Source organism: Actinoallomurus liliacearum (genome assembly GCF_039542035.1).
Lineage (GTDB): Bacteria > Actinomycetota > Actinomycetes > Streptosporangiales > Streptosporangiaceae > Actinoallomurus > Actinoallomurus liliacearum.
The window spans coordinates 544,814-565,337 of record NZ_BAABHJ010000002.1 but is presented as its reverse complement, the minus strand read 5'-3'; the positions used below and the strand labels follow the sequence as shown (position 1 = coordinate 565,337).

The following is a 20,524-nucleotide window of genomic DNA, read 5'->3' as shown; positions in this document are numbered from 1 at the left end:
GGTTGGCGGGTGATCCAGAAGCACACGCCCGATGCCCATTTGCCCATGCTCACCGTGCCCCAGGCCGAACGCCTGCGCGGGCTGGTGGCCGACCACTTCCTCACCCGGTGGGGTGTGCGTCCCGTGGTCGAGGGAGGGGCCGTCGTGCATGACGGGCACCTCAACCCGCTGACGAACCTGGCGCAGCGGTGTCGCACCGTTCCGGAGGAACACTGGCCGGAGCTGGTCGCCGAGCACTTCACCCGGCTGGAGGGCGCCTCACAGGGCGGCGAGGAGCGAGCGGAACTGCTGCCGCGGACGTGTCTGCGGCTGGTATCCGGCGACGCCTTCGCCGGACCCGCCGCCGACCAGTTCCGCTATGCCCGGCCGGTGGCCGAGGACCTGCTCGCCGTCCTGGCTCTGGACACGCCCACCTCCGTACGGATGCTGACCGATGTCGACGTGGCCCGTGCCGGCCTCGACGAGCTGTGGGCGGCGGGCCGCGCGAACCTCCTGAAGGAGCCGGTGAAGCACGAAGAGGTGCGCGGGCCCTCGGGCGCGCTGCTGCACTCGGTCAGCGGCGACTCCCATTTCGTCGCGAGCAAGGCGCTCGTACTGCCCGAACTGGCCCGGACCGTCACCGGCCGGGAGCTGCCGGAGGCCGGAGCGCTCGTGGTCGTTCCGACCAGGCACCTGCTGGCGTTCCATCCGATCGTCGACGGCACCGTGGTGGACGCGGTCAACGACCTGGGCGGCTACGCCTTCCGCGCGTACGAGGACGGGCCCGGTTCGCTCAACCCGCTCCTGTACTGGTGGCATCGGGGACGCCTGGTCTGCCTCACGGTCTTCGACCACCAGAGCCGCTCCGCGTCCGTGCGGCCACCGCAGGAACTGCTGGACCTGATGAAGAGGCTGCGCGGGGAGCAGGAGACCTCCGCGGCAAGCTCGACGGCCGCGGTCGAGGACCTGGCGCGTGCGGTGGGCGAGCTCACTGGGCGGCTGGAGCAGAATCCGGGCGGGTTCGGTGAGGCGTTCGCGGCGGCCCTGAACCTTGCCCACGCGCGCTGCGCGACCGACCCCGATGCCGCGAAGCTGGAGACCTGGGAGGCCTGGGTCACCGCCATGCAGATCGGCTCGGCGATGTTCGCCACCACCCTCGGGCGGCAGGGCACCGTGCGGTGCCGGGTCGGCGACCGTGTGCTGAACCTGCCCGCCACCGGCCCCGCGCCGTACGCCGACGCCCGCGCCTGGCTCGACACCTGCTGGCTCGCCCTCGTCTGCCGGGAGCGCGACCGGCTGGCGACGCTGAGCCAGGTCCCGCTGGACGACCTGCGCCGAGCCGGCGCTGCGGACGACTACGTCTTCCACTGGATCGACACCCTGCAGAGCCACTGGCTGCGCCGGCCCATGGACGACATCGTGCCCAAGCTGATCGCCACGATGGAGACGTCCCACCCGCACGTGGCGACCCGCACTCCCAGGGACTTCCTCGACCTGGTCGACTACCAGCCCGTCGCCCTCTTCCACCGGCTCATCACCGGCGACAAGGCCGCCTTCGCCGATGCCCTGACCGAGGCACTCGCGAACCACGAGCGCTACTGGGACGGCCCGAGGAGGAACGAGCCGCGCGGCCGCGTGGCCCTGGGCCCCCTCGCGATGGCGTGTCTCGCCGAGGACTGGGAGTTCCCCGTCGACACCGCGTCGCCGTACCTGCCGAAGCACCTGGTCACCCGGGCGTGGTGCGGAGAGTTCCCGACCTGAGCCCGCGGGACCGTGGCTACGGCAGGTCGACCGGCGGGGTGCCGTGGGTGTGGAAGGACTCGATCGTCTTCAGCCCCCACGCCTGACCCTTGGCGCGCTCGGCCTCGGTCCAGGTGACGGTCATCCAGTCGGGCGCGAGCACCAGCCGCGCGCACGGGTTGCACAGCTCGACGCGGTTGCCGCCCGGCTCGTAGACGTAGAGGAAGAACGTCTGCTGGATCGCGTGCTTGTGCGGCCCCGTCTCGATGAACACGCCCTTGTCGAGGAAGATGTCGGCCGCGCGGAGGATGTCCTCACGCGTGTCGGTGGCGAACGCGATGTGGTGCAGGCGGCCGTTGCTGCCCGTCCAGTCACGCGTGTACACGAGGTCATAGGACTTGTTCGTGAAGGTCAGCCAGCGGCCCGCGATGGTCCCGCCGTCCAGCATGATCTGCTCGGTCGGCTGCCCGCCGAGGACGTCCCGGACGAACTCGGTGCTGCCCTCGACCTCGGCGGCCAGGAAGTTGACGTGGTCGAGGCGGCGGACGCAGACGCCGCGTGCCGGGTACGCCTGCGCCTGGTTCTTCAGCGACGGCGCCAGCTCCGGAGGCGCCTCGTACCACTCGCTCTCCCAGTAGATCTCCAGCTCGTGCCCGTCGGGGTCACGGAAGACGTACGTCGGGCCGAGACCGGGGTCGCCGTCCCGCCAGCCGATGCCGTACCCGGCCTGCTCGATCGCCTTGACCCGCCGGTCGAGGGCCTCCTGGCTCGACGCGCGGAGCCCGGTACGGCGGACGCCGGACGTCGTGTGGGCGGTCAGCTTGAGCGTGTGGTGCTCGTAGTCGTCCCACGTCCGCAGGTAGACGGAGTCGCCTTCGGAGCCGTTCTCGGTCAGCCCCATGACCTCGGTGAAGAACCACAGGCTCCGCTCGGGCTCGGGCGTCAGGAGCTCGACGTGGGCCATGTGGGCGATCTCATGCATGGGCGCCATGGGTGCCTCCAGTGCGGGGAAAGACGGTCCCGTCGAAGAGTTTGCGGGCCGTGCGGACGATGCTCGACCGGCGGACCGCGGGCCGATCGGCGGTGCCATCGAGCTCGACCATGACGTCCAGCCTGCCGGTGGGGTGCTCGATACTCATGGGGGAGCCGGGGGCCGGAAGCTCGGCCAGGTCGTGGCCGACCGCCCCGTCCACGAGGAGCGCGGTGGCCACGGTGACGGCGCCGAGGACGCCGATCGAGTCGTGGACGCGCAGGGGGATGAAGGTGCGCGTGGCGATGGCGCCGCCCGCGCGCGGGGCGGCGACGAGCGTGGTCTTCGGGACCGAGGTGTTCGCGACGTCGCCGAGCCCCATGAGCCTGCCGGCCCGCAGCCGGAGCGACTGGATCCGGTCGCGCAGCAGGTCGTCGGCGGCCAGCTCGGTGGGGCCCTCGTCACCGGTGACGCCGAGGTCGGACGCGCGGACGACCACGACCGGCATCCCGTTGTCGACGCACGTCACCTCGACGCCGTCGACCACGTCCCGTACGTGGCCGGTCGGCAGCAGCGCGCCGCAGGCCGACCCCTCGGTGCCGGCGAAGTCGAGCACGATCGCGGCGGCGGTGCCGGGCACTCCCGAGATGGCGGTGTCTCCGTCGTACTCGACCGAACCGCCCGGCGTGGGGAACGTCGCCGTGGCGACGCTGTCGGAGTTCACCATCCTGATGCGGACGCTCGTCCGCGGGTCGCCGGGCGTGAGGAGGCCGCGCTCGACCGCGAAGGGCCCGACGCCGGCGAGGAGGTTGCCGCAGTTCTGCAGGTCGGAGACGGTCGGCTCCTCGACGCCGAGCTGCAGGAACAGGTAGTCGACGTCGGCCTCGGCGTCGCGCGAGGGAGAGACGACGGCGACCTTGCTCGTTAGCGGGTGGGCGCCGCCGATGCCGTCGATCTGGCGCGGGTCGGGCGTGCCCATGACGCGCAGCAGCAGGTCGGCACGCTCGACCGGGTCGGCCGGCAGGTCCCCGGCGAGGAAGTACGCGCCCTTGGACGTGCCGCCCCGCATCAGCATGCAGCGCAGTCCGGTACCGGTCATGGGGCCTCCTTCGTCGGAGGAGTGACCAGGGGGCTGTGCTTGTCGATTCCCTCGCTTCGCTCGGTCATTGTCCCTGCTCGCCGTACTTGACGTACTCGATGCCGAGCTCGGGGAGCCGGTCGCGCAGTCCGTAGCGGTCCAGACCCAGCTCACCGCGGCGGAACGCCTCGCGGGTCGCCTCCTCCTTGGCGGCGCGGGCCTCGGCGGCCGCGAGGACCGTCGCGACGTCCTCGCGGGGCACGCACACGACACCGTCGTCGTCGGCGACGATCGCGTCGCCGGGGTGGATCGGCCGGCCGGCGATGCTCACGGGGACGTTCACCGCGCCCGGGGTCGCCTTGACCGTTCCCTGCGCGCTGACGGCCGCCGACCACACCGGGAAGCCCATCGCGTGCAGCTCGGCGACGTCCCGTACGCCCGCGTTGATCACGAGACCGCGGACGCCCCGGTGCTGCAGCGCGGTCGCGAACAGCTCGCCGAACATTCCGTCCGTGGACGGCGACGTGGTGGCGACGACCAGGATGTCGCCGGGACGGCACTGCTCGACCGCGACATGGATCATCAGGTTGTCGCCGGGCCAGGACAGGACCGTCACGGCGGTGCCGCCGACGCGTGAGCCGAGATGCACGGGGCGGATCCCCGGGCCGAGGTACCCCGTCCGGCCCATCGCCTCGTGGACGGTCGCGACGCCATGGCCGGCCAGGGCGTCGACCGTCTCGAGGTCGGCGCGGGGCGGGTCGGTGACGACCACAGTCCTCATGCCAGCACTCCCGTGGTCTGCGGGTACAGCCGGACGTACGCCTCGGCCATCGTGTCGTGCGCCAGGCCGAGGTTGGGCCCCGCGTTGCGCTTGAGCTGCACGCCGCGCCGCTTGGCCAGGTCGGTGTAGTAGTCCCACATGTGCTGCTGGGCGGGCAGGCACTCCATCGCCTTGCGCTTGCGTTCGAAGACCGGCGTGATGTCCAGCAGCACGTCCGGCTTGAAATCGCACTGCTCCGGCTGGTGCGGCTCGAAGAAGAACACCGGTGGCGCCCCGAGCGGCTCGCCCGGCGCGTCGTAGCCGATCGCCTGGGCCAGGACGCGTGCCTGCAGGGCCATGCGGGCGGCGGCGGGATGGTCGCCGTTGTACGGGTCGGTGAGGGTGTGGGTGAGGACGACGGCGGGCTCGAAGTCGCGGTGGACGCGGACGAGCCGGTCGACGAGCTCCGGGGTCTCGCGGAGTGGGTAGTCGCCGGCGTCCAGGAACTCGATCTCGGCGCCCAGCTCGGTGGCGGCGGCCTCGGCCTCGGACCGGCGGATCGCCTTGATCTCCTCCAGTTTCTTGCCCTCGCGCCAGGCACGGGCGGACTCGCCCCGCTCGCCGAAGCTCAGGCACACGACCTTCGCGCGGTCACCGCGCTCGGTCGCCAGCGCGATCGCACCGGCGGCGCGCCAGACGAAGTCCCCGGCGTGCGCGCTGATCACCAGCAGCGGATTGGCGGTCTCCTTGGTCTCGGTGGTCATCGGAACCCTTCTCGACAGGCCTTCCCGAACGAGGCGGCTGCATGGTCGCCCACCGTCCATGCTGGCCGCCGCCTGAGCAGATTGTCAACAATATTGCTGCATCTCTTGTCGCTGACTTATGCGGCAATGCATCAGTAGCCGCCAGGCCCCGGCAGGTCGACGGCTGCGCCCTGCTCACAGCCGGCCCCGACGCACGATGATGCGCGGCAACGGGGACGAGCTGGGTAGATCGCAGGGGTGGTCGGCGCGGTGATGATGGCGGCTGCGTACCTGACCATCCGGCCGCCGGCCCGCGCCGGCGCCGCCGGCGGCCGGTGTCCTCGCCGTCCGGTCCGGCGGGATCCGGGGTCAGATCGCCTTGAGTGCCTGGATGACGCTGGCGAGGTGGCGGCGAGCGGCGCGCTCGGCGGCGTCGGGGGCGTGCGCGCACACCTCGTCGATGATCGCCAGGTGCTCGGCCAGCGAGACGTTCGGCCGTCCGGGCACCAGGGCGAGCCGGAACTGGTGCCGGACGTTCTGCGCGCGCAGCCGCTCCACGACGCCGGCGGCCGTCGCCTGACCGCCGATCTCGATGATGCGCCGGTGCAGCAACTGGTTGAGCTCGGAGTACTTCAGCACGTGCCCGTCGGCAACCGCGGCGCGCATGGCGTCCCCGATCGATCGCAGCTCCGCGATCTCCTCATCGGTGACGCGCTCGGCGGCCTTGGCCGCGCACAGGCCCTCGACGACCATCCGCACTTCGGAGATCTCGATCGCCTCCTCGAGCGTCACCGCGCGGACGCGGGCGCCCCGGTGCTGAACGCGCTCGACGAGTCCCTCGTTGGCCAACTCGAACAGCGCCGTGCGCACGCCGCTGCGGCTCGCGCCGAACTGCTGGGACAGGTCGGCCTCGACGAGCCGCTGGTTGGGCGCGAACTCGCCCCGGACGATCGCCTCGCGGATCGCGGCGGTGACGTCTTCTGGCGCGACGGCCCCCGAGCCGGCCGCGGTCTGCTCCTGCGCTGGCATGGTCCCTCACTCGCGGGGCTTGTACGCGACGCGCCCTGTCACTTTAGTCGTGGGAATGGTCGAATCGTCGAAGAAGATGTCGACAATTTAACCACCGGGCTCGCCGACCGCAACGCGCGGGGGCTCGCGAGGAGACTGAGTGCGGTTGGCGGAGCGGGCGGATCGGTTCGAGTGGTACCCGGCGCTGGTGAAGGCCTCGCCGACGCGGTGCCCGGCGAGGCCTTCGTCAGGAGGCGGGGACAGCGCCGATCTTGTTCACCCAGCCCTGGCGTTCGTAGGCGATGTACTGGCCGGGGCCGTTCTTGCCGGTGCCGGGAAGCTGCTCGTAGTCGAGGAGCTGGGCGGTCACCGGGTCCACGGTCAGCCGGATGGCCACGCCGTCGAGGACCTGAGCCGAGACGGCCACGCCGGACCTGCCCTCTCGATCCTTGATCCGTCCGGTGACGTGGACGGACGGGGAGTCCGCGAGGATCCGGTAGAGCGACGCGCGCGTGCCGGGGATGGTCGGAGTCCTGAGCAGCTCCGAGGCGCTGACGAAGACGTACTTCCCGAAATCGGCCCTGCCCTTGGTGTCCTCCCGCCACAACTTCCGCAGGTAGCCCTCCAGTCCGCTCTTGGTCGTCGGCAGCTTCGCGATGGTCTTCCACTCGATCTCGTGGCGGCCGATGTCGGGGTTCACCAGATGCGAGCCCTTGTCGTACGTCGTCGTGACCGGCTTGGACGCCGTCGTGAAGCCGTTGACGTTGAGAGGCGGTGAACCCGCCGCCCGCCAGGCCGCCTCGTCCCTCTTGGTGGGGAAGGTGACCTGGACGTCCAGCGGCAGGCGCGATCGGAACCGCATGCCGGTCTCGCCCGGCAGGGCGCACGCCCAACTCTCGTCGCTGCTCGCGCCCCGCGCCTGGAACGTCTGGGGCTTGACCGGGGGAATCCTGGGGGACTTGACCTGCGGGTTCGGGCTGCCCTGGGGGACCGGGCTGACGCCCGGTCCGGGCTTTTGGAAGGGCGCCAGGTGGTCGTCCCACGTGCGCGTCCGGCTGTACCAGCACGTTCCATGGGCGGCGGGCTGCTTGGCGATCGTCTCCGCGCTGGCCAGCAGGAACGCACGGGTGTCGATCGCTTCCTGCCGGCCGGCGGTGCCGTTCCCCGCCGTACCGCCGTCGTGGCCTCTGGACAGCACGCCCGCGGCCAGCACCGCCGTGGCCGTCACCACCGCGGTCGCGCCGGTGGCGAAGGCCAGCCGCCGGACCGGCCGCCGTCCCGGGACCAGACCCCGGCCCACGGGGGCCGTGCCGGTGCGCGCACGGACCAGTGACGTGTCGGGACGTCGTTCATAGGCCGCGTTGGCGAGTTCGTCGACCACCGCGGGCTTCAGGGCGTTGATCACGCTGTCGAGTTCGTTCTGCTTCACAGCTTCTCCGGGATGACTCGGTCGTGCGAGACGGGTGCGGAAGTGCGCGTGCCGGGTTCGCGGGACGCCTCCAGTGCCCTGGCCAGCCGTCGGCGTCCGCGGTGCAGCCGGACGGTGAGGGCGGCGCGGGAGCAGCCGGCGACCCGGGCCGCATCGGCGGGCTCGAGCCCGTGCCAGGCGGTCAAGGTGACCGCTTCGGCCTCCTTGGGGGACAGGGTGCGCAGGGCCGCCAGTGCCTGGTCACGGGCAATGACGTGGTCGGCGGCATCCCAGGCGTGCAGGTCCGCGTCCGTGGTCAGGCCGGCCAGCCGGTCGACCAGGCGGCGCGCGTGTCCGGCGGCGCCATGGGACTGGCGGACGAGGTTCCTGGCCACGGCCAGCAGCCACGGCAGCGCCCGCTCGGGGATCTCGTCGACCTTCCGCCACGCGATCGTGAACACCTCGTTGGTGACGTCCTCGGCGGCCTGGGGCGGGACCCGCAGCACGACGTAGCCGAAGACGTTGCGGTAGTACGTCTCGTAGAGGCGGGTGAATCGGGCCTCTTGCTCGTCCACGCCACCTCCTTTCTTCTCGGGACACGAACGTCAAGAAGTCGAAGAAGGCGTCACCGGATTACGCGACAGTTCGCTGGATCTTCGCGATGGGCCCTGCCGTGCGGTCCGTACGAGGCGCGCCGGCCGGTCTCGCACCGGAAACCGGTCGACCGGGGAGAGCGTTGCGACGATCTCATCGGCGCAGCGTCGGCCGCGACGACGACCGATTCGAGCGCGGCTTGTGTCGTACGTCACAATCGGCCGTGTCGAAGCGCCGCGCACGGCTCCGTCCCGGCAACAGAAGGAACGCCGGCGCGCCTGAACACGCGCAGCCGAATCTGAGAGGAGATCGTCATGGACGAGACCAACCGGCGGGGTCCCTACCCCGGGCGGGCGACGATCCAGCGGATGGACCATGTCAGCGTCGTCGTCGACGACCTCGCGGCCGCCACGGCCTTCTTCGTCGAGCTCGGACTGGAACTGGAGGGCGAGGCGACGGTGGAGGGCCGCGTGGTAGACCGTGTCAACGGGCTGGAGGGAGTCCGTTCGGACATCGCGATGATGCGGACCCCGGACGGCCACGGGCGGCTCGAGCTGGCCAAGTACCACACGCCGTCGGGCCCCGGCGGGGACCCGCGCGCTCCCGCCAACGCGCTGGGCATCCGTCATGTCGCCTTCGCGGTGGAGGGCATCGACGATGTCCTCGACCGCTTGCGGGCGCACGGCGCCGAACTCGTCGGCGAGCTGGCACGGTACGAGGACAGCTACCGGCTCTGCTACGTCCGTGGCCCCGAGGGGATCATCATCGAGCTGGCGGAACAGATCAAGTGACCGGCCGGTGAACGGTCCAGCGCCGGAACCACGCGCGGCGGGGGAGACCCCCGCCGCGCCGGATCAGCGCAGCCAGACGGCGGTGTCCGGGGGCAGCTCGCCCTGCTGGTTCAGGGGGTCGCTGGCCAGCAGCGGCTCCCGGCCCTCCGGCAGACGTACGGGACGGGCCCCGAGGTTGACGACGCAAGTGATCCCGCTCTCCCGGTCGAAGGCCAGGACGTCCTCGCCCATCGCCCGCCAGGTCATCGAGCCGAAACCGAGCAGCTCACGACGCAACCGCAGTCCCCTCCGGTAGAGGCCGAGCGTCGAGGACGCGTCGGCCGACTGGGCCTCCACCGTCAGGTCGCGCCAGGCCGGGGGCTGCGGCAGCCACGGGTCGCCGCCGAAGCCGAAGCCGGGCGCGTCACCGGACCACGGGATCGGCACGCGGCAGCCGTCCCGGCCGCGGTCGGTACGGCCAGAGCGGAACCAGATGGGGTCCTGCAGCCGGTCCTCGGGCAGGTCCTCGACCTCCCAGAGACCGAGCTCCTCGCCCTGGTAGACGTAGACGCTGCCGGGGAGCGCCATCGCGAGCAGCGCGGCGGCCCGGGCGCGGCGGAGTCCCAGGCGCAGGTCCGTCGGCGCGCCGTGCCGCCGGTCGTTCAGGTCGAAGGACGTGTCCTCCCGGCCGAATCGCGTGACCGGCCGGGTCACGTCGTGGTTGGACAGCACCCAGGTCGGCGGGGCGCCGAGCGGCGTGTGCGTCTCCAGCGTCGTGTCGATCACCCGGCGCAGGGCCGCGGCGTCCCACGGGCAGCCCAGGAAGTCGAAGTTGAAGGCCGTGTGCAGCTCGTCGGGGGCCAGGTACGCCGCGAAGCGGTTCTGGTCGGGCAGCCACAGCTCGCCGATCAACGCGCGGTCGCCGTACCCGTCGGACGTCCGGCGCCAGGCGCGGTAGATGTCGTGCACGCCGTCCCGGTCGGTGTACGGGTCGAGTCCGTCCGGCTCCGCGTCGGGGTCCTTGACCAGCACGGCGGCGGAGTCGATGCGGATCCCGTCCACGCCCCGGTCGAACCAGAACCGCAGGACGTCGAGGAACTCCGCGCGCACCTCGGGGTCGGTCCAGTTGAAGTCCGGCTGCTCGGGCGCGAACAGGTGGAGGTACCACTCGCCGTCCGGCACCCGGGTCCACGCCGGACCGCCGAAGATGGAGTTCCAGTCGTTCGGCGGCGCGTCGCCGCGCCCGGGCCGGAACCAGAACCGCGCCCGCGCCGCGGAACCCGGCCCGGACCGCAGCGCCTCCTGGAACCAGGCGTGCCGGTCGGAGCAGTGGTTCGGGACGATGTCGACGATGACCCGGATCCCCAGCCCGTGCGCCTCCTCGATGAGCTTCTCCGCCTCGGCGAGCGTGCCGAAGGCCGGGTCGATGTCCCGGTAGTCGGCGACGTCGTAGCCGCCGTCGACCATCGGCGATGGGTACCACGGGTTCAGCCACAGGGCGTCGACGCCCAGGTCGGAGAGGTGGCGGAGCCGCCCCCGCAGGCCCGCCAGGTCACCGATGCCGTCCCCGTTGCCGTCCGCGAAACTGCGCAGGTAGACCTGGTAGATCGCGGCTCCCCGCCACCAGCCGGTGGAGCCCGGAGCCGTGCCAGGGGGAACTTGTTCGGCCATGCCGGTCATCTTCTCCTCAGACGTTCGTGGTCGGCGCGGGTACGGGGAGGCGTGGCTCTCGCCGCGGGCCGTGCGGTGGCCGGCCCGGCCGTGGAACTGGGCCCGCGCGTCTCACCCCTTCAGCCCGCCGGCGGTCAGACCGGCCATGATGTGGCGCTGGAACACCAGGAAGACCGCCACGGCCGGGACACTGGCGATCACGAGGGCGGCGATGAGGATGTTCTGCGGCGTCTGCTCCGACAGTGAGGAGATCGCCACGCTCACCGTCATCTTGTTGCTGTCGGGCAGCACGAGCAGCGGCCACACGAAGTCCTTCCAGACGTCCACCACCGCGAAGATCGACACCACCGCGATGATCGGCCGCGAGATCGGCAGGACGATCGACCAGAGGATGCGCGAGGACGACGCGCCGTCGATCGCCGCGGCCTCCAGCAGCTCGCCGGGGATGGAGTCGAAGAACCGCTTGAGCAGGAAGATGCAGAACGCGTTGGCCGCGGCCGGGAACCAGATCGCGAAGGGCGTGTTCAGCAGGTTGACGTGCAGGAGCGGCACGTCCCGCACGGTGAGGTAGAGCGGGACCAGGAGGACGGTGGACGGGATCATCAGCGTGGCCAGCATCAGTCCGAGGACCGCTCTGCCGAGCAGGGGCCGCAGCTTGGACAGCGCGTACGCCGCCGGGACGCACACCGCCAGCCGCAGCAGCCAGGCCCCCGCCGCGTACTCGAGCGTGTTCAGGAGGAACCTGCCCAGGTAGAGCCGCCGCCACGCGTCCCGGTACACGCCGGGGTGCGGGTGCCGTGGGAACAGCGTCGGGGGAGTCCGGGCCAGCTCGCCGGAGGACTTCATCGCCCCGGTCGCCATCCAGTACAGCGGGAACAGGAACACCGCGGTGAACAGCACGATCACGGCGATGAGAACGGTCCAATAGATCACCCGGCCGCGCGGCGTGTTCAGCGCGCGGGCCGAGATCAGGGTCCGTGGGGCGGACACGTGGTCCGCCGCGCGCCTCCGGCGGCGTCGCCGCGGGCGAGGGACGGCCGTGGCGGCCGCCCTGATCGCGGGCTCGGTCAACTCCGGCCTCCTCGTCTCATCGCCCGCCGTCCCGGGTGACGCGCAGGTACACCGCGGAGAACACCATCAGGACGAGCATCAGCATCAGCCCGAGGGCGCTGCCCCCGCCGTAGCTGTTGAAGCGGAACGCGTACAGGTACATCAGGTAGACGACGCTGACCGTGGCGTCCTGCGGTCCGCCGCCGGTGAGCAGGTACGGCTCGACGAACACCTGCATGGTGGCGATCACCTGGAGCAGGAGCATGACGAGCAGGATCAGCCGGGTCTGCGGGATCGTGACGTGCCAGATCCTGCGGAACAGTCCCGCACCGTCCAGCTCCGCCGCCTCGTACAGCTCGCTCTGCACGCTCTGCAGGGCGGCGAGGTAGATGAGCGTGCCGCTGCCCATGTTCATCCACGTGGAGACGATGACCAGGGACAGCAGCGCGGTGCTCGTGGAGTCCAGCCAGTTGAGGCCCGGGAGATGGGCCAGGTGCAGCACCTGGTTGAACAGGCCGGGGCCGGGGTCGTAGAACCACTTGAAGAGCAGCACCGCGACCGCCGGCGGGAGCATGACCGGCAGGTACACCACGAACCTGAGGTAGGCGCGCGCGTGGCGCAGTTCGTTCAGCACGATCGCGGTGAGAAACGGCAGGACGTAGCCGCAGAGCAGCGCCAGCCCGGTGAACTCCAGGGTGTTCAGCCAGGCACTGCCGAACGCCGGGTCGTCGGCCACCCGGCGGAAGTTGTCGAGGCCGACCCACTCGGACCGCCCGACGAAGTTCGTCTTCTGGAACCCGAGCAGCGCCTCCCGCACGATCGGGTACCAGGAGAACACCGCGAAGCAGATCAGCGCCCCGCAGAGGAATCCGTACGCGGACAGGCCGCGCCGGACGGACCGCCGGGACGCGGATCGGCGCGGCCCGGCCGGGTGGGACGAGGAACGCCGTGGGGCGGCCTTCCTCAGGATCGTCGTGGTCACCGGTCTCTCCCTCGCGTCGTCACCCGGCCGTGGCCCGCTCAGTTGGATCGGGCGAGGATGCCGTCGACCTTCTTCTGTGCGGTCGCGAGGAGCTGGTCGATGTTGATGTTGCGGTCGGTCAGCACCCCGGACATCACCGAGTCGAGGACGGCGTAGATCTGCTGGGCGTTCGCGGGCTCGAGCCGGCCCGGGATGCGGTCGACCGCGTCCTCGTACGGCTTGTAGTTCGCGACCGGGACGTTGGCGGCGCCGGTGCGCAGCGAGCGGTCGGTGGTCGCGGTCTGGCCGGTGTAGAAGTTCGGCTGCGGGAGACCGACGGCGCGTCCGTACTTCGCGGCCCGCTGGTAGTTCAGCTGGCCCTGACCCGGCGTTAGGACGTAGTACTCCAGCCAGAGGAGACCGGCCCTGATCTTGGCCGGGGACGCCTTCACGTTGAACAGGTAGCCGTCGCCGCCGAGGAGGGTGCCCTTCGCCTCGGGGATCGGCGCCAGGCCGTAGTCCTTGTACTTGCCCTGGAACTGGTCGACCAGCGCGGTGATGTTGTCCGGGGCCGACAGGTACATGCCGAGCCGGCCGGCCGCCATCATCTGCTGCACGTCGGCGAGCTGCAGCAGTTGCTTGGAGCCCATGCTGTCGTCCGTCCAGCGCATCTGCTGGAGGTTCTGCAGCACGGCGCGGCCCTGCGGGCTGTTGAACGCGGCCTTCTTACCGTCGGGCGTGACGACGTCGCCGCCCTGGCCGTACAGCTCCGTGGTGAAGTGCCAGCCGCCCTGGTTACCGGCGCTGTAGTCGGCGTAGCCGACGACGCCCTTGCCCAGGCCCGCGATCTTCTTCGCGTCCGCGCGCAGCTCCGCCCACGTCGCGGGCGGCCGGTCGGGGTCGAGCCCGGCCTGCTTGAACAGGTTGCGGTTGTACAGCAGGCCCATCGAGTAGTTCTGCCGGGGCAGGCCGTAGACCTTGCCGTCGGGGCCGGTGAAGACCTTCTTGACGGACGGCTGGATGTCGGGGAACTGCTTGACGCCGCCGAGGTACTTGCTGATGTCGGCGGCCTGCCCCGACTTGATGACGCTCTGGATGTCGGTGAAGTAGGCGTAGAAGACGTCCTCCATCTGGCCGCCCGCGAGCTTGGCCGTGAACGTCTTCGGGTCGGCGCAGGGGAAGGCGTCCTTGCCGACCACGGTGATGTCCGGGTGCAGTTTCTCGAAGGCGGCGACGTCCTCCGTCCACTCCCGGCGCTCGATCGGCTGGCTCTTCGCGGGCATGCAGCCGACCGTGATGGTCACCTTGCCGCCCGCGGCGTCCTTTGATTTGTCACCGCCCCCGCACGCCGTTCCGGTCAGGGCGAGCCCTGCCGCCAGCAGGATCACGAACCTTCGGGGTCTCATCGTCGACTCCCTCCTGGACTGGCCTCGGGGGAGGCCGCGGACCGAGGACCGGGCTGCAGGATCCGGTGCGAGCACGATATAGAGACCAACAGGCCACTGCAATAGATGTACTGAGGATCGAAAAAAATCGACAGGAAGTGGCCATCCTGTGGCGGCGCGGGCTCTCCCTAACGCGTCACCGGGCCGGGCCGGTGGAGCCGCGGACGACGAGCTCCGGCTCGAACAGCAGCTCGTCGTCGGCCGCCTGGGAGCCGTCGATCTGGGCGGCGAGGAGGGTCACCACCGCCCGCCCCATCGCGTCGATGGGCTGCCGCACGGTGGTCAGCGGCGGGTCGGCGCAGCTCATGAACGCCGAGTCGTCGAAGCCGACCACCGAGACGTCCTCGGGCACGCGCTTGCCCTGCCGTCGGACCGCCTTGACCGCGCCCAGCGCGAGCGGGTCGCTGCCGCAGATCACGCCCGTGACCCCGCGGCGCAGCAGGCGCGACGTCGCCGCCTGCCCGCCTTCCAGGGAGAACAGCGTGCGCTCGACGAACTCGCCGTCGGCGGCCGCGCCGGCGAGCCGCTCGAAGGTCGCGACCTTCCGGCGGGACGGCATGTGGTCCGCCGGCCCGACGACCAAACCGATCCGCTCGTGCCCGAGCGAGCGCAGATGCCCGTACGCCTGCTCGACCGCGACGGCGTCGTCGGTCGCCACGGCGGGGAAGCCGAGGTCGGCGACCGCCGCGTTGACGAGCACGACGGGCATGCCGCGCTTGCGGAGCAGCCGGTAGTGGTCGTGCGAGGCGTCCGCCTCCGCGCACATCCCGCCCGCGAAGATCACCCCGGACGCCTGCTGGTCGAGCAGGAGGTTGACGTACTCGGGCTCCGACAGGCCGCCCGCCGTACGGTTGCACAGGACCGGCGTGAAACCGAGCTGCACCAGGGCTCCGCTGACCACCTCGGCCAGCGCGGGGAAGATCGGGTTCTGCAACTCCGGCAGCACCAGGCCCACCAGGCGCGCCCGGTCGCCCCGCAACTGGGTCGGCCGCTCGTACCCGAGCACGTCCAGCGCGGTCAGCACGTTGTCGCGGGTGGCGGCGGAGACTCCGGGTTTGCCGTTGAGCACCCGGCTGACGGTGGCCTCGCTCACTCCGGCCTTCCGGGCGACGTCAGCAAGTCGTCGTGACATGCCGCAAGAATACCGCAAGGACCGCAAATCACTTGCACGCCTTGCAGTAAGTAAGGGGGCCGGGAATCCGGATGAACGCCGCGAGGTTGTGGTGAGTGATGACCGAGTCGTTTCCGGACGCGTCCTCACCCGCCGAGGCGCTGCGCGCCGAGCGGGTGAGCACGCTCGAGCAGATCGAGGCCCTGACCCGCGACTGGGAGGGGATCGTCGAGTCGTCCACCCAGATGGGGGCCGTCGACGACGAGCACGACCCGGAGGGCGCGACGATCGCCTTCGAACGGGCCCAGGTCGAGTCCCTGCTGGACCAGGCGCGCCGTCGCCTCACCGATCTCGACCAGGCGGTCGAACGCCTCCGTGACGGGACCTACGGCACCTGTGAGAACTGCGGCGGCCCGATCGCCCCCGAGCGCCTGGTCGCGCGTCCCGCCGCGCGCACCTGTATCGCCTGCGCCGCCCGCTGACCCGCGCACCTGGACCCGGCCGCCGCGCCGCACAGTGGGTATGAGGACGGCGCCGGCCCTTCCATCCACGAGTACGGCGTTCCGTCGCTCAAGCGGCGCCGCGGCCGGATGGCGTTCACGCGACGCCGCCTTTGCCGGGGGATTACTCGATTTTTGTGCGGGTATCTCCGGCGGCATGTCCTCCGCGAGCGGCACTCTTCTCGGCGAGAGATATCGGGTCGCCGAATCCCTGGGAAGCGGCGGCATGGGTGCGGTGTGGCGGGCCCGCGACGAATTGCTCGGCCGGGACGTCGCCGTCAAGGAGCTGGTCTTCCCGCCCAACCTGAGCACCCATGACAAGGAGGTCATGCGTGGCCGCATGATGCGGGAGGCGCGCACCGCGGCCCGGCTCAGCCATCCGGGAGTCGTTCGGATCTTCGACGTCGTCGAGGCCGAGGAGCGGCCGTGGATCGTCATGGAACTGATCCCGTCGGCCCGTTCGCTGAGCGAGATCCTCGACGAGGAGGGCCCCGTCGCCCCCGCGGAGGCGGCCCGGATCGGGCTGGAGGTGCTGGCGGCGCTGTCGGCCGCGCACGCCGCGGGCGTTCTGCATCGGGACGTCAAACCGGCCAACATCCTGATCGCCCCGGACCGCCGCACGGTGCTCGGCGACTTCGGGATCGCGGTCGCCGAGGGGGAGCCGACGCTGACCCGGTCCGGCGTGCTGATCGGCTCGCCGGCCTACCTGTCGCCGGAGCAGGCGCGGGGCAGGCCGCTCACCCCCGCCTCCGACCTGTGGTCGCTCGGCGCCACGCTCTACACCGCCGTGGAGGGCGAGACGCCGTTCCACCGCGACAACGTGATGGCCACCCTCACCGCCATCATCACCGATCCGCCGAACCCGCCCACGCTCGCCGGGCCGCTGTGGCCCGTGATCGAGAGCCTGCTCCGCAAGGACCCGGCCGACCGCGTCGACGCCGTCGCCCTCGCCCAGGCGCTCACCGAGGTGGCGGCCCAGGGGGAGACGAGCGCCGCAACCCGAGCGCACCCGGACACCGCCGCCCGCGCGGCGGAACCGCCGGCGGTCCCGTACAAGATGCCGGTCGGCCGCCCCGCCGACACCGGGCCGTCGGGGGAGCGGCCGGGCCCCCGCGATCCGGCTCCCGTACGGGAGCGGTCCGAGGGCGGGACGCTCGGCGCGGCGCCACCCGGCGAGGACCGGCCCGCGCGGACGCGTCCCGCGCACCGGCGGGGACGGGCCGTCGCCGCCGTCTCGATCGTCCTCCTGCTCGGGGCGGCGGGGATCCTCGCCGTCGTCTTGGACCAGGACCAGCACCGCGCGGGCCTGTCCGGCGCGAGCGGGAACGCGGGCCGGAGCACCCCGCCGTCCACGACTCCGTCGGCCCGGTCCAGCGCCTCGGCGAGCCCACCGGGGCGGCGAGAAACGGCGAGCCCTGCCCCGTCCTCCGGCGGCACCACGTCCCCGGGCGGCATCGCGCTGCCCGCCGACTTCCGCCGGTACGAGGACGACTCCGGCTTCTCCATCGGCGTGCCGCGCGGCTGGAAGGTCAGCCACGGCGGCGGATACGTCTACGTGCGCGATCCCGGCTCGTCCCGGTACCTGCTGATCGACCAGACGACGCACCCGAAGAGCGATCCGCTCGCCGACTGGCGGCAGCAGGACGCCTACCGTCGCGGTAGCGACGGCGGGTACACCCGGATCAAGCTGGAATCCGTGCCCGGCTACTTCAAGAAGGCCGCCGACCTGGAGTTCCTGCATTCCTCGGGCGGCGAGAGGACCCACGTTCTGAACCGGAACATCCTGGTGAACGGGCATCGGGCGTACGCGCTGTACTGGTCGACGCCGGCCTCCCAGTGGTCCCGCAGCCGCCGGTACTTCGACGTGTTCGCCGGAAGCTTCCGTCCGGCGTCCTGAGGCGGTCCGCGTCGTCTCCCGGCGCCGTTCCCGTCCGGCCGACCGCCCCTTGCCGGAAATGCGAACGTCCGCGGGCCTGCCCCTTCCCCCAAAAGGCACGCTCGCGGACGTTCACCATCATCGGCCCGGATGCGACTCCAGGCTTCTGGGAAATCGGCCCTCGCGGTGTCTCCCCGGTGAACCCCCCAATCCAGCGGGGTCCGCGCGGGCCGTCGTGGTCGTCTTCGTCGTTCGCTTGAAAAACTACGTGGCCCGAACCCCGGATTCATCCATCCGCCGGTGACATTCCGCCGTACACCCGCGGTTGACGCCCTGCTCCGGCCGACACTGACGCCGGGCGTATCCGCCCCTCCTTTGGTATTGACAGGCGGTCATCGCGGAGTCAGACTGCGGCAAAACAGGAAAGTTTCCTAATAGTCGGCGACTCTGGAGACCGTCATGTCGGCTCGCGCCCCGCCCCGCCCGCTCCGAGCCCAGGAACGTCCCCGCGACGGCCGCGCCCAGGCGGCCGTCGTCGTTGACCATGAGGAGCTCACTTGACGTCCTCTCCTGCCTGAAGGCGGGAGATTTCGGCCTCTCGCGAAGGAGAAGCGAGTGGTTCGCGGTTCACGGCCCCGCCCAACGGCTGGAGGGCTTCCCGCGCTGTCGCGGCCCGCCCGGCCGCGAATCCGCTTGGTTATCGCGAACTCACGCACCGTAGCAGAATGGAGGGAGCGGCGCTTCCTCTCCGGCCTCAAGGCCGGAGTTTCCGCGCCGCGAACGAGATGAACGGAAGGCTCATCGCCGCTGCCGCCGGCGTCGCTCTGACCCCCGCGCTCATCGTGGGGCTCGCCACCGCCGCGAGCGCCCACGGGTACATCAACTCCCCGCCCAGCCGTCAGGCCCAGTGCGCCCAGGGCATCGTCCAGTGCGGCGACATCAAGTACGAGCCGCAGAGCGTCGAGGGGCCCAAGGGCCTGCGCAGCTGCAGCGGCGGAAACGCCCGGTTCGCGGACCTCGACGACGACAGCAAGGGCTGGCGCGCCACCAGCGTCGGCCGGACGGTCACCTTCAACTGGACGTTCACCGCCCGCCACCGTACGACCGACTGGGAGTACTACATCGGCAACACGCTCGTCGGTACGGTCAGCGGCAACAACGCGCAGCCGCCCGCCACCGTGTCGCACACCATCAACCTCGGCAACGTCTCCGGCCGCGTGAAGGTGCTGGCCATCTGGAACATCGCCGACACCGCGAACGCCTTCTACTCCTGCGTGGACCTGCAGGTGAGCTGAGGGCGCGCCCGCCCGGCCCGGGAACGGGGCCGAACGCCGATCCGGCGGCCCCGCTCCCGGCGCCGGGTGCCCGAGGTCCGGCGATCGTCATCGTCCGCCTGGCGTCGACAGGAGATTTCCCCACCTATCCGGTTGACTAAGTGGGCAACATTCCGTCACTGTTCGTACATGCCCTGACGCGGGGCGGCGCGACCGGAGGCCTCCCGCGTCGTTCCGCCACTGCACGGGACAGGAGACGCCATGAGCGTGACGGACGAACTACTCGCCAACGCCGAGCGCTACGCCGCGACGTTCGACAAGGGGGGACTGCCCCTGCCGCCCGCCAAGGGCGTCGCCGTGGTCGCGTGCATGGACGCGCGGCTGAACCCGTACGGGCTCCTGGGCCTGTCCGAAGGAGACGCGCACGTCATCCGCAACGCCGGAGGCGTGATCACCGCGGACGAGCGGCGCAGCCTCGCGATCAGCCAGCGGCTGCTGGGCACGCGCGAGATCATTCTCATTCACCACACCGACTGCGGCATGCTGACCTTCACCGACGATGACTTCAAGGCCACGATCCAGGCGGAGACCGGCGTCAAACCCGACTGGTCGGCCGAGGCGTTCGGCGACCTGGACGAAGACGTCCGGCAGTCCATCGGCCGGATCAGGTCCGACCCGTTCGTCCCGTACACCGATCAGGTCCGCGGGTTCGTCTACGAGGTCGAGACCGGCCGGCTGCGGGAGGTCAAGAGCTGACGCCGCTCGCGTGCGGGCGGCGCCGGCGAGGCCGCTCGTCGGGGTCGGAGCGCAACTCCTCCTCGACGGGCGGCCGCTCGGTCTCGCGCATGTGCTTCGCCGGGCGGGACGGTGCGACACGCCCTTAGGGGAGGGCGCGGTCGACGATGTCCAGGGCGTCCTCCTTGATCCTCGTGGTCGACTCCTTGGACACCAGCGGCAATGCCTGTCGCAGCTCACGCCGGCCGACCGCCGCCAGGGCGCCTCCGGCGGAGATCAATCCGCCGCCCACCGTCAGGGCGGCGGCCCACGTCGGAAGCCTTCGGGACAGCCCCGCGACCGTACCCGCCACCACCGCGCCGGTTCCGTACGCCATCAGCGCGCCGGCGCCGCCGAGCAGCACCATTCCGCTCCTGGCCCGCGCCGCGTTCTCCACCATCTCCTGACGGACGACCGCCATCTCGTCCCGGACCAGGCGGACCGTCTGCGCCGTAACGTCCTCCAGCAGCTCGGACACCGATTCGTCCTCGGCCATTCGCCGTCTCCTCACGTGTTTTCCCCGAGCGCTACCCGGCACTGGGGCGGAATAACGCGTTTGGGTCGTACGGACGTCTTTCGGCGGGTATGGCCGTGAGCAGGGGATTCCGGAAGGAGGCGTGACATGTCGCTGTTTCTGGCCATCATCCTCGTGGCGATCGCCCTCGGCGTCGCCGGATGGGTGGTGAAAGGCCTCTTCTTTCTGTTGATCATCGGGATCGTGGTCTTCCTGGCCGACATGGTGCTCGGCGGGATCCTGCTCGGCCGCCGCCGCGGCAGGCCTCGCGCCGTACGCTGACGCGTCCACTCGCGGT

The 20,524-nt window shown here is 71.1% G+C and carries 20 protein-coding genes; 7 read left to right on the top strand and 13 right to left on the bottom strand.

Going from position 1 to position 20,524, the window contains the following annotated elements; genetic code table 11:
• The first annotated feature begins 9 nt into the window (after positions 1–9).
• Complete coding sequence (locus ABD978_RS05220; protein ID WP_345349127.1) at positions 10–1,740, top strand: immunity 49 family protein; 1,731 nt, start codon at positions 10–12, stop codon at positions 1,738–1,740.
• A 16-nt stretch (positions 1,741–1,756) separates the two neighbouring features.
• On the opposite strand, the gene ABD978_RS05215 is transcribed toward ABD978_RS05220, so the two are convergent.
• The 7 genes from ABD978_RS05215 to ABD978_RS05185 form a co-directional block, all read right to left on the bottom strand.
• Entirely contained in the window at positions 1,757–2,710 is a 954-nt protein-coding gene (locus ABD978_RS05215; RefSeq protein ID WP_345349124.1) for a catechol 2,3-dioxygenase, read from the bottom strand.
• Positions 2,694–3,788, bottom strand: coding sequence for a 4-oxalomesaconate tautomerase (locus tag ABD978_RS05210; protein ID WP_345349121.1), 1,095 nt, complete (start codon positions 3,786–3,788; stop codon positions 2,694–2,696). The genes ABD978_RS05215 and ABD978_RS05210 overlap by 17 nt, the downstream gene beginning before the upstream one ends.
• Positions 3,789–3,852: 64 nt before the next feature.
• The gene (locus tag ABD978_RS05205) at positions 3,853–4,548 is read right to left on the bottom strand and encodes a 4-carboxy-4-hydroxy-2-oxoadipate aldolase/oxaloacetate decarboxylase (protein ID WP_345349118.1); all 696 of its coding nucleotides are present in this window, start codon (positions 4,546–4,548) and stop codon (positions 3,853–3,855) included.
• On the bottom strand, positions 4,545–5,291 hold the full coding sequence (locus ABD978_RS05200) for a PIG-L deacetylase family protein (RefSeq protein WP_345349115.1): 747 nt from the start codon (positions 5,289–5,291) through the stop codon (positions 4,545–4,547). The genes ABD978_RS05205 and ABD978_RS05200 overlap by 4 nt, the downstream gene beginning before the upstream one ends.
• Positions 5,292–5,639: 348 nt before the next feature.
• On the bottom strand, positions 5,640–6,299 hold the full coding sequence (locus ABD978_RS05195; protein ID WP_345349112.1) for a GntR family transcriptional regulator: 660 nt from the start codon (positions 6,297–6,299) through the stop codon (positions 5,640–5,642).
• 226 nt (positions 6,300–6,525) lie between these two features.
• A complete protein-coding gene (locus ABD978_RS05190) occupies positions 6,526–7,707 on the bottom strand; it encodes a hypothetical protein (protein WP_345349109.1) in 1,182 nt (393 codons plus the stop codon).
• A complete protein-coding gene (locus ABD978_RS05185; protein WP_345349106.1) occupies positions 7,704–8,261 on the bottom strand; it encodes an RNA polymerase sigma factor in 558 nt (185 codons plus the stop codon). Before ABD978_RS05185 ends, ABD978_RS05190 begins: the two co-directional genes overlap by 4 nt.
• A gap of 387 nt (positions 8,262–8,648) precedes the next feature.
• Here ABD978_RS05185 and ABD978_RS05180 point away from each other — a divergent pair, with 387 nt between their 5' ends.
• Positions 8,649–9,071 (top strand): VOC family protein, encoded by a 423-nt coding sequence (locus tag ABD978_RS05180; protein WP_345349572.1) that lies wholly within the window; start codon positions 8,649–8,651, stop codon positions 9,069–9,071.
• Positions 9,072–9,134: 63 nt separating this feature from the next.
• On the opposite strand, the gene ABD978_RS05175 is transcribed toward ABD978_RS05180, so the two are convergent.
• The 5 genes from ABD978_RS05175 to ABD978_RS05155 form a co-directional block, all read right to left on the bottom strand.
• Positions 9,135–10,721, bottom strand: coding sequence for a glycoside hydrolase family 13 protein (locus ABD978_RS05175; protein WP_345349103.1), 1,587 nt, complete (start codon positions 10,719–10,721; stop codon positions 9,135–9,137).
• Positions 10,722–10,832: 111 nt separating this feature from the next.
• Positions 10,833–11,792: a carbohydrate ABC transporter permease gene (locus tag ABD978_RS05170; protein WP_345349100.1), complete on the bottom strand. Its 960-nt coding sequence runs from the start codon at positions 11,790–11,792 to the stop codon at positions 10,833–10,835.
• Between the two features lie 16 nt (positions 11,793–11,808).
• Entirely contained in the window at positions 11,809–12,753 is a 945-nt protein-coding gene (locus ABD978_RS05165; RefSeq protein ID WP_345349097.1) for a carbohydrate ABC transporter permease, read from the bottom strand.
• A 38-nt stretch (positions 12,754–12,791) separates the two neighbouring features.
• On the bottom strand, positions 12,792–14,138 hold the full coding sequence (locus ABD978_RS05160) for an ABC transporter substrate-binding protein (protein WP_345349094.1): 1,347 nt from the start codon (positions 14,136–14,138) through the stop codon (positions 12,792–12,794).
• A 175-nt stretch (positions 14,139–14,313) separates the two neighbouring features.
• Complete coding sequence (locus ABD978_RS05155; RefSeq protein ID WP_425550671.1) at positions 14,314–15,438, bottom strand: LacI family DNA-binding transcriptional regulator; 1,125 nt, start codon at positions 15,436–15,438, stop codon at positions 14,314–14,316.
• On the opposite strand from ABD978_RS05155, the gene ABD978_RS05150 reads away from it, so the two are divergent.
• From ABD978_RS05150 to ABD978_RS05135, 4 genes are all read left to right on the top strand, one after another.
• Positions 15,408–15,770: a TraR/DksA family transcriptional regulator gene (locus ABD978_RS05150; RefSeq protein WP_345349088.1), complete on the top strand. Its 363-nt coding sequence runs from the start codon at positions 15,408–15,410 to the stop codon at positions 15,768–15,770. The two genes, ABD978_RS05155 and ABD978_RS05150, sit on opposite strands and share 31 nt — an antisense overlap.
• A gap of 175 nt (positions 15,771–15,945) precedes the next feature.
• Positions 15,946–17,685 carry a serine/threonine-protein kinase gene (locus ABD978_RS05145; RefSeq protein ID WP_345349085.1) on the top strand — a complete coding sequence of 580 codons (1,740 nt, stop codon included), beginning with the start codon at positions 15,946–15,948 and terminating at the stop codon, positions 17,683–17,685.
• 764 nt (positions 17,686–18,449) lie between these two features.
• Positions 18,450–18,959, top strand: coding sequence for a lytic polysaccharide monooxygenase auxiliary activity family 9 protein (locus ABD978_RS05140; protein ID WP_345349082.1), 510 nt, complete (start codon positions 18,450–18,452; stop codon positions 18,957–18,959).
• Between the two features lie 240 nt (positions 18,960–19,199).
• Positions 19,200–19,694: a beta-class carbonic anhydrase gene (locus ABD978_RS05135; RefSeq protein WP_345349079.1), complete on the top strand. Its 495-nt coding sequence runs from the start codon at positions 19,200–19,202 to the stop codon at positions 19,692–19,694.
• A gap of 124 nt (positions 19,695–19,818) precedes the next feature.
• Here the strand turns inward: ABD978_RS05135 and ABD978_RS05130 are convergent, their stop codons facing one another.
• Positions 19,819–20,208 carry a phage holin family protein gene (locus ABD978_RS05130; RefSeq protein ID WP_345349076.1) on the bottom strand — a complete coding sequence of 130 codons (390 nt, stop codon included), beginning with the start codon at positions 20,206–20,208 and terminating at the stop codon, positions 19,819–19,821.
• A gap of 126 nt (positions 20,209–20,334) precedes the next feature.
• Between ABD978_RS05130 and ABD978_RS05125 the strand changes: the two genes are divergently transcribed.
• On the top strand, positions 20,335–20,508 hold the full coding sequence (locus ABD978_RS05125; protein WP_345349073.1) for a hypothetical protein: 174 nt from the start codon (positions 20,335–20,337) through the stop codon (positions 20,506–20,508).
• Positions 20,509–20,524 lie beyond the last annotated feature (16 nt).

Bases quoted from the DNA above. Each gene is read 5' to 3' on its own strand.
- ABD978_RS05215 (WP_345349124.1), bottom strand. From the start codon at position 2,710: ATGGCGCCCATGCATGAGATCGCCCACATGGCCCACGTCGAGCTCCTG.
- ABD978_RS05210 (WP_345349121.1), bottom strand. From the start codon at position 3,788: ATGACCGGTACCGGACTGCGCTGCATGCTGATGCGGGGCGGCACGTCC.
- ABD978_RS05205 (WP_345349118.1), bottom strand. From the start codon at position 4,548: ATGAGGACTGTGGTCGTCACCGACCCGCCCCGCGCCGACCTCGAGACG.
- ABD978_RS05200 (WP_345349115.1), bottom strand. From the start codon at position 5,291: ATGACCACCGAGACCAAGGAGACCGCCAATCCGCTGCTGGTGATCAGC.
- ABD978_RS05195 (WP_345349112.1), bottom strand. From the start codon at position 6,299: ATGCCAGCGCAGGAGCAGACCGCGGCCGGCTCGGGGGCCGTCGCGCCA.
- ABD978_RS05180 (WP_345349572.1), top strand. From the start codon at position 8,649: ATGGACCATGTCAGCGTCGTCGTCGACGACCTCGCGGCCGCCACGGCC.
- ABD978_RS05175 (WP_345349103.1), bottom strand. From the start codon at position 10,721: ATGGCCGAACAAGTTCCCCCTGGCACGGCTCCGGGCTCCACCGGCTGG.
- ABD978_RS05160 (WP_345349094.1), bottom strand. From the start codon at position 14,138: ATGAGACCCCGAAGGTTCGTGATCCTGCTGGCGGCAGGGCTCGCCCTG.
- ABD978_RS05150 (WP_345349088.1), top strand. From the start codon at position 15,408: ATGACCGAGTCGTTTCCGGACGCGTCCTCACCCGCCGAGGCGCTGCGC.
- ABD978_RS05145 (WP_345349085.1), top strand. From the start codon at position 15,946: ATGTCCTCCGCGAGCGGCACTCTTCTCGGCGAGAGATATCGGGTCGCC.
- ABD978_RS05140 (WP_345349082.1), top strand. From the start codon at position 18,450: ATGAACGGAAGGCTCATCGCCGCTGCCGCCGGCGTCGCTCTGACCCCC.
- ABD978_RS05135 (WP_345349079.1), top strand. From the start codon at position 19,200: ATGAGCGTGACGGACGAACTACTCGCCAACGCCGAGCGCTACGCCGCG.
- ABD978_RS05130 (WP_345349076.1), bottom strand. From the start codon at position 20,208: ATGGCCGAGGACGAATCGGTGTCCGAGCTGCTGGAGGACGTTACGGCG.
- ABD978_RS05125 (WP_345349073.1), top strand. From the start codon at position 20,335: ATGTCGCTGTTTCTGGCCATCATCCTCGTGGCGATCGCCCTCGGCGTC.